8 protein-coding genes and 1 pseudogene are annotated in these 9,563 nt (G+C 37.6%); 7 read left to right on the forward strand and 2 right to left on the reverse strand.

Features of this window, described 5'->3' with window-relative positions; genetic code table 11:
- Nucleotides 1–524 precede the first annotated feature (524 nt).
- Both groL and groES read right to left on the reverse strand, forming a co-directional pair.
- Nucleotides 525–2,159 (reverse strand): chaperonin GroEL, encoded by a 1,635-nt coding sequence (groL, locus tag ACP6PK_RS31665; RefSeq protein WP_426561037.1) that lies wholly within the window; start codon nt 2,157–2,159, stop codon nt 525–527.
- A gap of 153 nt (nt 2,160–2,312) precedes the next feature.
- On the reverse strand, nt 2,313–2,624 hold the full coding sequence (gene groES / locus ACP6PK_RS31670; protein WP_094672717.1) for a co-chaperone GroES: 312 nt from the start codon (nt 2,622–2,624) through the stop codon (nt 2,313–2,315).
- Nucleotides 2,625–3,086: 462 nt separating this feature from the next.
- Between groES and ACP6PK_RS31675 the strand changes: the two genes are divergently transcribed.
- The 7 genes and pseudogenes from ACP6PK_RS31675 to ACP6PK_RS31705 all read left to right on the forward strand — a co-directional run.
- A complete protein-coding gene (locus ACP6PK_RS31675; protein ID WP_094672719.1) occupies nt 3,087–3,515 on the forward strand; it encodes a (2Fe-2S) ferredoxin domain-containing protein in 429 nt (142 codons plus the stop codon).
- Nucleotides 3,516–4,036: 521 nt separating this feature from the next.
- Nucleotides 4,037–4,684 (forward strand): response regulator transcription factor, encoded by a 648-nt coding sequence (locus tag ACP6PK_RS31680; RefSeq protein WP_094672718.1) that lies wholly within the window; start codon nt 4,037–4,039, stop codon nt 4,682–4,684.
- Between the two features lie 506 nt (nt 4,685–5,190).
- The gene (locus tag ACP6PK_RS31685) at nt 5,191–5,706 is read left to right on the forward strand and encodes a LabA-like NYN domain-containing protein (RefSeq protein ID WP_426561040.1); all 516 of its coding nucleotides are present in this window, start codon (nt 5,191–5,193) and stop codon (nt 5,704–5,706) included.
- Nucleotides 5,707–6,498: 792 nt separating this feature from the next.
- A complete protein-coding gene (locus ACP6PK_RS31690; protein ID WP_426561042.1) occupies nt 6,499–8,124 on the forward strand; it encodes a 2-isopropylmalate synthase in 1,626 nt (541 codons plus the stop codon).
- A 426-nt stretch (nt 8,125–8,550) separates the two neighbouring features.
- Nucleotides 8,551–8,685: an element excision factor XisI family protein gene (locus ACP6PK_RS31695; RefSeq protein ID WP_246844073.1), complete on the forward strand. Its 135-nt coding sequence runs from the start codon at nt 8,551–8,553 to the stop codon at nt 8,683–8,685.
- A gap of 12 nt (nt 8,686–8,697) precedes the next feature.
- Nucleotides 8,698–8,895 (forward strand): annotated as a pseudogene (locus ACP6PK_RS31700) (element excision factor XisI family protein); the annotation flags it as partial.
- Nucleotides 8,896–8,996: 101 nt separating this feature from the next.
- Nucleotides 8,997–9,563 (forward strand): tetratricopeptide repeat protein (locus tag ACP6PK_RS31705; protein WP_426561270.1); only part of this gene is annotated, 567 nt, incomplete at its 3' end.

Genomic DNA, 9,563 nt, shown 5'->3' on the forward strand with positions numbered 1-9,563 from the left:
ATTAAAACCTTTGAAACAAGTCTAATATAATCTGAATATCTAAGTTATTTCCTAGCAATAAACTTGAGAATAGGGTATCAATTTATAGTCTTAATCAAGCTCAATAAAGTATTGGTATATTCATTAATTGATAATGGATAATGGATAATTACCTCAAAGAAAACCACAACAGAATTGAATATTTTGATGAATTTTGATATATTAATTATAGTGGTTTTCACTTCATGACTTGCATTACTTCTTCCTTCTCTCCTAGATAACTAAAGCCTTCTCTCCTAGATAACTAAAGCCTTCTTTCTTTAAACTCAAATCTCTGTACTCTAAAAAACATGAAAACTACTATAATTCAGCAAAAATCAAATTTATTACCTATCTGTCGATCGCCGAAAAAATATCCTAAATTAGTTCTATAAAATAACAAAGTCACCTCCACAAACTGGAAGTGACTCAAACACAATACACACTTTTTAGACAAACAAATCGGATGGGGAACAATTCCTAAATTGCCCCCAATCTCAAAAAACCTAGTAATCGAAATCGCCACCACCCATACCAGCGCCAGCAGCAGCACCTTCCTTGGGTTCAGGTTTATCAACAACAATACACTCAGTTGTTAACACCATACCAGCAATAGAAGCAGCGTTTTGTAGAGCGGAACGAGTTACTTTCGCAGGGTCAACAATACCAGCTTCAAACATATCAACAAACTCATTATTTGCTGCATTAAAACCTGTATTGAAATCTTTCTCTTTCACGCGCTCAGAAATTACCGCACCATTCTGACCAGCATTTTCAGAAATGCGCATTAATGGAGCTAACAAAGCACGACTAACAATTAAAGCACCAGTCAACTCTTCAGCTTGTAAGTTCTCATTTGCCCAATTTTCTAGATCGGGAGCCAAATGAGCTAGAGTTGTACCACCACCAGGAACAATACCTTCTTCTACAGCAGCTTTAGTTGCGTTAATAGCATCTTCCAAGCGTAACTTACGGTCTTTCATTTCAGTTTCAGTAGCAGCACCAACTTTAACAACTGCTACACCACCAGCTAACTTAGCTAAACGCTCTTGTAACTTTTCTTTGTCGTAGGAAGAGTCGCTTTCTTCCATTTGACGACGAATTTGTTCGCAACGTGCTTTAACTTCTTTTTCGTTACCTTCAGCAACGATAGTAGTGTTGTCTTTAGTAATAGTAATGCGACGTGCTTTACCAAGCATCTCTAGCTTGGTACTTTCTAATTTCAAACCAGCATCTTCAGTGATAACTTGACCACCAGTTAATACAGCGATGTCTTCTAACATAGCTTTCCGGCGATCGCCAAAACCAGGAGCTTTAACCGCAGCAACATTCAATACACCCCGCAGACGGTTAACAACCAAAGTTGCTAAAGCTTCTTTCTCAATATCTTCAGCTAAGATTAATAATGGTTTACCAGAACGAGCAACTTGTTCTAAAACTGGTACTAAATCTTGTACTAAAGCAATTTTCTTGTCAGTTAGCAAAATTTGAGGTTCTTCGAGAACAGCTTCCATCCGCTCCATATCTGTTGCGAAGTAGGGAGAGATGTAACCCTTGTCGAAGCGCATACCTTCAGTGATTTCTAGTTCAGTCTGCATAGACTTTCCTTCTTCTAGAGAAATCACACCTTCTTTGCCTACTTTATCCATAGCTTCAGCAATCATTTGACCTACTTCTTCATCATTACCAGCAGAAATAGAACCAACTTGAGCGATCGCCTTAGAATCTTCAATTTGACGAGCATGAGCTGCAATTTTTTCTACGAGGAAGTTAGCAGCTTTATCAACACCACGTTTAATAGCTATAGGGTTAGCACCAGCAGCAACGTTGCGTAGACCTTCTTTGACAATTGCATGAGCTAAAACAGTTGCAGTAGTTGTACCGTCACCTGCTGCGTCATTAGTTTTAGAAGCTGCTTGACGAATTAGGGAAACACCAGTATTTTCTACATGGTCTTCTAGTTCAATTTCTTTAGCAATAGTTACACCATCATTAACAATTTGAGGTGCGCCGAATTTTTTCTCTAGAACTACGTTGCGACCTTTAGGACCTAGAGTTACTGCTACAGACTCAGCGAGGATATCCATGCCTTTTTCTAAGGCGCGACGAGCATTTTCGTTGTAAATAATACGTTTAGCCATAGTTGTAATTTCTATTGATTAGTAATTGTGGATGTTTATTTTTTTGTGTTGATAATTAGTTGTTTTAGCACTTTAGCAAACATCAAATATGAAGAAAAAGTTTGCTAGTGCTATGGAACAACTTGTTTAAACCTTCCCCTTAAGGGCGAGGTATTAGTTAACAATTGCGAGGATATCTTTTTCAGCAAGTAGGACGTATTCATCGCCACCTAGTTTTATATCAGTTCCAGCATATTTAGAGTAGAGAACTTTATCTCCTACTTTAACTTCCATTTCTGCGCGGGAACCATCATCGTTACGTTTACCAGGTCCAGCTGAGACAACTTCTCCTACTTGAGGTTTTTCTTTTGCACTGTCAGGTAGAAGAATACCACCTGCTGTTTTTTCTTCAGATTCGCTGACTTTAACGAATACACGTTCCCCCAAGGGTTTAACAGTAGAAACACTCAGTGTTACGGCTGCCATTACTTTACCTCCAGATAAATTTTATTGTTGTTGACAGGCTTAAGGTGAAGCTAAGTTTTAACTTCATTTTGTTTTTTTAGCACTCTCACCATCTGAGTGCTAATTTAGCTGAATAGCTGTGGCGATCGCAACTAATTAAGCTGTACGGGTTTCCGAACTAGAGATTTGGGTATTTACCAAGAGTCATTTCAGTTATCAGTGCTGACTCTGCACTAGAAGAATTTAACTTCTGACTTGGAGTAATTATCATGCAGCAAAAAGTCATCTCAGAAGACAATAAACTAGAATTATGGTAGTAGAACTGTTGATTTACTAGCAATTCCTAAGTCATGTGACATTCTCTATCCAACATTTGACTTTGGCAAGAATAACTATTATAGAAGCAAATTCAAGGTGTATCGCGACTTAATGATAGATAATTTATTTAACAAAACCGAAAAAGATCATGGGACAGAGGAACAAATGGCCCAATGCCAGGAAAATTTTCAACAGGGAAATATTGACCCAGATATTTGTCAAGAATCCCTAGGAAGTTGTGTCCAATCTCTCGGACTGAGTAAAATTCAGAGACATATTTTTATTTGTGCTGACCAAACTAAACCGAAATGTTGCTCAAAAGAGGTTGGTTTAGAAGCATGGAATTATCTCAAAAAACGTCTGAAAGAATTAAAACTTGATCAGCCTGGCATTAACATATCAGGCTCTATATTTCGCACTAAAGCTAACTGTTTACGAGTTTGTTGTCAAGGTCCAATCATGGTTATTTATCCAGAAGGAATATGGTACCACTCTGCAACTCCTCCTGTGATTGAAAGAATTATTCAAGAACACATAATCGGTTCTCAAGTAGTAGAGGAATACGTTTTTCTGACTCATCCTTTGCCAGAATAATACCCCGCCCTTAAGTGTCGGGTATAAAAAAAATTAATAGGCCCATACTAGGCTATCATGGGCAAATTACTTGCCCATTGACTCAAAAGCTCAGTTCCCAATCCCTAACTAACTGTTATCAATTCACCATAGATTTTAACTTAATTAAGTCAGTAAAATTAACCATAGTTCCTGATACTATTAATAGGGAATACTGTTGAATTATCATATATTATTATCAAAAGTAGTGGTAATTATTTTCCATCACTACAAAACTATTATCTAGCTATATCTACCTAAACTATAGGACTATTGATTGAGTATAAAATCTATAATCTATAACTATAAACTATAATAGATAGGGGATCAATTCCCTTTGAGGATTAGATACAGTCCAAGCCTTCTGGGTAAGGATAAATATCTTTAAATTTATCAGGAAAGTGGCAAAGTTGCCTTACTTCCTCACTCTGCTATGAAAGACGTGGGTTATACCCGTCTGTGAAGTTAATGTTTGCAGGAATCAAAAAAGTGAGTTCTTCATTATGAAGGAAATGAATACTACAGACCAAGGATGTTTAATGTTGGTTGATGATGACCCTAATTTAATATTATTGGTCAAGGATTATTTAGAATTTCGTGGATACCAGGTAATAACAGCAGAAAATGGCCGAGAAGCTCTAGAACTGCTAGAAGAAAAAATTCCAGACTTGATTATATGTGATGTGATGATGCCAGAAATGGATGGCTATACCCTGGTGCAGCATATCAGAGAAAATTCAGATACAGAATGGGTTCCAGTTCTATTTTTATCTGCTAAGGGTCAAAGTCAGGATCGAGTTAAGGGTCTAAATACTGGAGCTGATGTTTACATTGTCAAACCATTTGAACCAGAAGAACTTGTGGCTCAAGTAGAATCTTCTCTCAAGCAGGCTTCTCGCCTAATTAAACATCAAAATTCCGGGGTCAGCATTGGGCCAACAATTAAGGTGCGCCGAAACGTAGAATTAACTCCCACAGAGTTAAAGGTAGTCCAATTGGTAGCCAAGGGAATGGCTAATCGTGACATTGCACAAATTATGGAAGTTAGTCAAAGAACGATTGAGAGTCATGTGAGCAATATGCTTGGTAAAACGGGTCTGCATAATCGGACAGAGTTAGCTCGTTGGGCGATTGAAAGTAAGAAGGCTTAGATATAACTCCCCAGCAATTTATCAGGGTGTAAGTTTTTATCTGTGTAATTTTTTTACAACAAGGGCTGTAATTTTATACTGCCCAAAATTTTCTATATTCATAATTTTGCATACATAGCTTTTATTAAGTCAATTATTTTTGATTTGGCTAAATTTTAGATATTAGATTAATCAAATATTAACTTATGGCCTTGATTAAAAGTTAAGGTCTTGTATGGAAGTGTAGCAGGAGATCAATAAATTTAACAGGCATCAAAAGGAATATATTGTACCGAAAAAAGCCTGAAATCTAGAATACTGAACTGCTAAGTTCATTAAAATTATGGGTAGAGAAAAATATTATTTGTTTATAATATAAGGGTAATTTTTGGCAGTTTAAATATGAAATATGCAAGAAATAATCTAAGTTTTCAGAGACTCAATAGACTTACATTAATGATAAAAATATTGCTAGAGTAATGGATTTAGCCTGAATTATCTAAAACCAATATTAAACTTAAGTTTCTATGAAAAATTCCATGAACCGTCTTTCTATATTTGTTGACGGTAACAATATGTTTTACGCTCAACAAAAAAATGGTTGGTTTTTTGACCCGAGAAGAGTATTAGAATACTTTAACAAACCAGAAGTAAAATTAATAAATGCTTTTTGGTATACAGGTTTAAAAGACCCGCAAGATCAAAGAGGATTCCGAGATGCTTTAATTAGTTTGGGTTATACAGTACGCACTAAAATATTGAAAGAATATTATGATGATGTTTCGGGTCGCTATTCTCAAAAAGCTAACTTAGATATTGAAATTGTTGTAGATATGTTTAATACAGTAGACCAATATGATGAAGTAGTTTTGTTTAGTGGAGATGGAGATTTTGAAAGAGCTATTGAATTATTGCGGTCTAAAAATACTCATATTACAGTTGTATCAACAGAAGGAATGATTGCTAGAGAATTGCGCAATGCTACAGACCAATATGTAGACTTAAATAATATTCGTGACCAAATAGAAAAAGCAGAATATTAATGAATAAGGAATAAGGAATAAGGAAAAAACCTAAATTTATTTCCAGACTTAGATATCTTCTAGAAGACTAGAAAAAATTAGACCAATTTATGTTTAATTCTAGCTATATTAACTACCCTTTAAGGGAAAATTCAAGGTCAGCATTTATCTAGCTTACATTCAGCTTTTACCATTTTTCAATGGTGATAGATTTTAGAAGCTGTTGGGAAAGTGCTGTATGAAACGGATGAATCCGCACAAACCTAACTGTCCTAACGCCTTCCCTGCTAAGGAAAGGAGGTTCAAAAGTCTATATCCTTATAGGATAGAGGCTTTTATGAGTTTACAAACAGTTTCTTAGATAGGTATTTTGTACCCCGGTCATTATTGCTCAATCTATCAATAACTACTGGACTGACACACCTTAAATGGTGCATTAGAAAATGGCGGATGGGGTGATGGGGAAATAGGGTGATGGGGTGAGGCGCGAAAAAATCTAATGCACAGTTTTAGCTGTGTCAGTCTACTACTAGACTGTTTCATCTTAAATGATGCAATAGATGTAGGTTGGGTTGAGGGACGAAACCAAACAACAATCTTTCTCCCGTACGGACGCCCTTATGCAACGTCCCTACCCTACTCCCCTACTCCCCTACTCCCTAATGCACAGTTTTAGCTGAAACAGTCCACTACACTAAATTCTGACTTCTATGGACAAGCTTGCTAATGACTGATAGCTAACAGCTAAATGCTGAAAATTTAAGATATAAAAAAGTTGTAGGCTAATTGCTCTAAACTACAAGGAAAAAAACAATGACCACCAGTCAAGACCGAATTATTATTTTTGATACTACCCTCCGGGATGGAGAACAATCTCCTGGTGCAGCTCTTAATATAGATGAAAAATTAACCATTGCTCGACAACTATCTCGCCTCGGAGTAGATGTAATTGAAGCTGGTTTCCCATACTCTAGTCCAGGAGATTTTGAGGCAGTACAAAAAATTGCTGAGACAGTAGGTGTAGAAAATGGCCCAACTATCTGCGGTTTGGCAAGAACAACCCGTGCAGATATTGAGGCAGCAGGTAAAGCGCTTAAACCAGCAGCAAAAGGACGTATTCATACTTTTATTGCCACTTCCGATATTCACTTGGCCTACAAACTTAAGAAAACTAGAGCAGAAGTATTAGAGATTGCTCCAGAAATGGTGGCCTATGCCAAAACCTTTGTAGATGATGTAGAATTTTCCCCGGAAGATGCAGGTCGCTCCGACCCAGAATTTCTTTATCAAGTATTAGAATTGGCGATCGCTGCTGGAGCTACTACTGTTAATATTCCTGACACTGTAGGTTATACGACTCCTGCTGAATTTGGGGCACTCATCCGGGGTATTAAGGAAAATGTACCGAATATTGACCAAGCTATTATTTCAGTTCACGGTCACAACGACCTCGGTTTGGCAGTTGCTAACTTCCTGGAAGCAGTGAAAAATGGCGCTCGTCAGTTAGAATGTACTATTAATGGTATTGGTGAACGTGCTGGTAATGCTGCTTTGGAAGAGTTGGTTATGGGGTTGCACGTTCGGCGACAATATTTCAATCCATTTTTGGGTCGCCCACCGGAGTCAGAAGCACCACTCACTAATATTGATACGCGCCAAATTTACAAAACATCTCGTCTGGTTTCTAATTTGACAGGAATGTTTGTGCAACCAAACAAAGCTATTGTTGGTGCTAATGCTTTTGCTCACGAGTCAGGTATTCACCAAGATGGGGTACTGAAAAATAAACTGACTTATGAAATTATGGATGCTCAGTCTATCGGGTTGACAGATAATCAGATAGTCTTGGGCAAACTTTCCGGTCGTCATGCTTTCCAAACTCGCTTGCAAGAACTTGGGTTTGAACTCTCAGAGGAAGAAATTAATAAAGCGTTTGTTAAATTCAAAGATTTGGCAGACAAAAAGAAAGAAATCACAGATTGGGATTTAGAATCTATTGTTAATAGCGAGGTTCGACAACCACCCGAACTTTTCCGCTTGGAGTTTGTGCAAGTTTCTTGTGGCGATCGCTCTCGTCCTACGGCGACAGTTAGTATTCGTACTCCTGATGGAGAAGAATTGACGGATGCTGCTATTGGTACAGGTCCTGTAGATGCTGTGTACAAGGCAATTAACCGAGTAGTGAATGTACCGAATGATTTAATTGAGTTTACTGTGCAGTCGGTAACTGCTGGCATTGATGCCATTGGGGAAGTGACTATTCGGTTGCGCCATGAAGGGCGAGTTTATTCTGGTCATTCTGCCAATACTGATATTATTGTGGCATCTGCTGAGGCTTATGTAAATGCTTTAAATCGGTTGTATGCAGCTTTGCAAAGTGATGTAGAGAAAATACATCCGCAAAAGAGTCAACCTGTGGAAGTAGTAGCTGGTAGTTAATAGATAGTTTCTGTAGTAGACCGACACAGCTAAAATGGTGCGTTACGACGGATTGCTGAATCCCTCTCATAATCTGAATTTAAGCCGTCTTTTCATGTCCGCTCTTAGCGGAAACACACCCTACAATTTTGCACAAAATTAGGTGTGTCAGTCCAGTAGGGTGCGTTAGCGGGTAGATAAATTATACTTAGTTAGAGTTAATGTTATTCCCGCGTAACGCACCTTATTACTGATTAGAATTGCAAGTCGCTTGATAATATCCAAGAACATTATATTATGTCCGGTTGTTATAATTAGGCTAGTAGTAGAGCTTCAGCCCACTTTGCTATATCGGGCTAAAGCCCTACTACAAACCAATACTTTAGTAATTAATAATTTGCCCATGAAATTGTTGGTTGTAGATTTAGAAAAAGTCGAGTTTTTACAATGGATACCCCAAAGACCTATAGAGAAATAGTCAAACAAGTAATTGGGAAATATGCTAAATTATGTCCTTCTCATGGAAATATTAGATTGGATACTGTTTTTGATGAACAAAGCGATAGAACTCCGTTCCGCTAACGCGATCGCTATGCTCTGATGCAAGTGGGATGGAACAGAGGCAAGCGAGTTAGAGGAAATATTATTTATATTACTCTAGGAGAGGGAAAAGTCTATGTTGAATATGATGGTATAGAACAGGGAATTACTCAAGATTTAATAGACCAAGGCATTCCTCAGAATAATATAATTTTAGAACATTTATGGGAAATGAATAAGATACTGCACTGATAACTGATAACTGATGACTGATAACTGAAATTGCATATCTTCCCTGAAACTAGAAATATAATAGTATTGAAAATTTTGGTTGTGAGGCAAGGGTTAAGTTTATGGTTTCTCCTAAGAGATGGTTGTCTATTCTCAGTGTTAATAGTCTGATGTTATTTAATGTCAGTTTTCCTGTATTAATGTTGCCCAATATTGTCAATGGGGGAGAAGTTGTTGCTCAGATAGATGCCAATGCTGAGGCAGAAAGATTATTGAAGCAAGGAGCTGAACTATTTAAGCAAGGAACAGCAGAGTCTCGGAGGCAAGCCATCGCTAAATGGGAAGAGGCGCTACTATTGTTTAGGAAAGCAGGTAACTTGAGGGGAGAAGCAGTTACACTGGTTCTTATTGGCAGTGTCTACAATGACTTAGGAGAAAAACAAACAGCACTCAATTATTACCAGCAAGCTTTACCTGTATTTCAGCAAGTAGGCGATCGGAGTTGGGAAGCAGGAACTCTCAATAATATTGGCAGTGTCTACAATGACTTAGGAGAAAAACAAACAGCACTCAATTACTACCAGCAAGCTTTACCTCTCAGACGGGAAGTAGGCGATCGGAGTGGGGAAGCAACAACTCTCAATAATATTGGCAGTGTCTACAATGACTTAGGAGAAAAACAAACAGCA

The organism is Dapis hubbardiae BLCC-M172 (assembly GCF_050016015.1).
Taxonomy (GTDB): domain Bacteria; phylum Cyanobacteriota; class Cyanobacteriia; order Cyanobacteriales; family Microcoleaceae; genus Trichodesmium.

Bases quoted from the DNA above. Each gene is read 5' to 3' on its own strand.
- groL (WP_426561037.1), bottom strand. From the start codon at position 2,159: ATGGCTAAACGTATTATTTACAACGAAAATGCTCGTCGCGCCTTAGAA.
- ACP6PK_RS31695 (WP_246844073.1), top strand. From the start codon at position 8,551: ATGGATACCCCAAAGACCTATAGAGAAATAGTCAAACAAGTAATTGGG.
- ACP6PK_RS31675 (WP_094672719.1), top strand. From the start codon at position 3,087: ATGGCCCAATGCCAGGAAAATTTTCAACAGGGAAATATTGACCCAGAT.
- ACP6PK_RS31685 (WP_426561040.1), top strand. From the start codon at position 5,191: ATGAAAAATTCCATGAACCGTCTTTCTATATTTGTTGACGGTAACAAT.
- ACP6PK_RS31680 (WP_094672718.1), top strand. From the start codon at position 4,037: ATGAAGGAAATGAATACTACAGACCAAGGATGTTTAATGTTGGTTGAT.
- ACP6PK_RS31690 (WP_426561042.1), top strand. From the start codon at position 6,499: ATGACCACCAGTCAAGACCGAATTATTATTTTTGATACTACCCTCCGG.
- groES (WP_094672717.1), bottom strand. From the start codon at position 2,624: ATGGCAGCCGTAACACTGAGTGTTTCTACTGTTAAACCCTTGGGGGAA.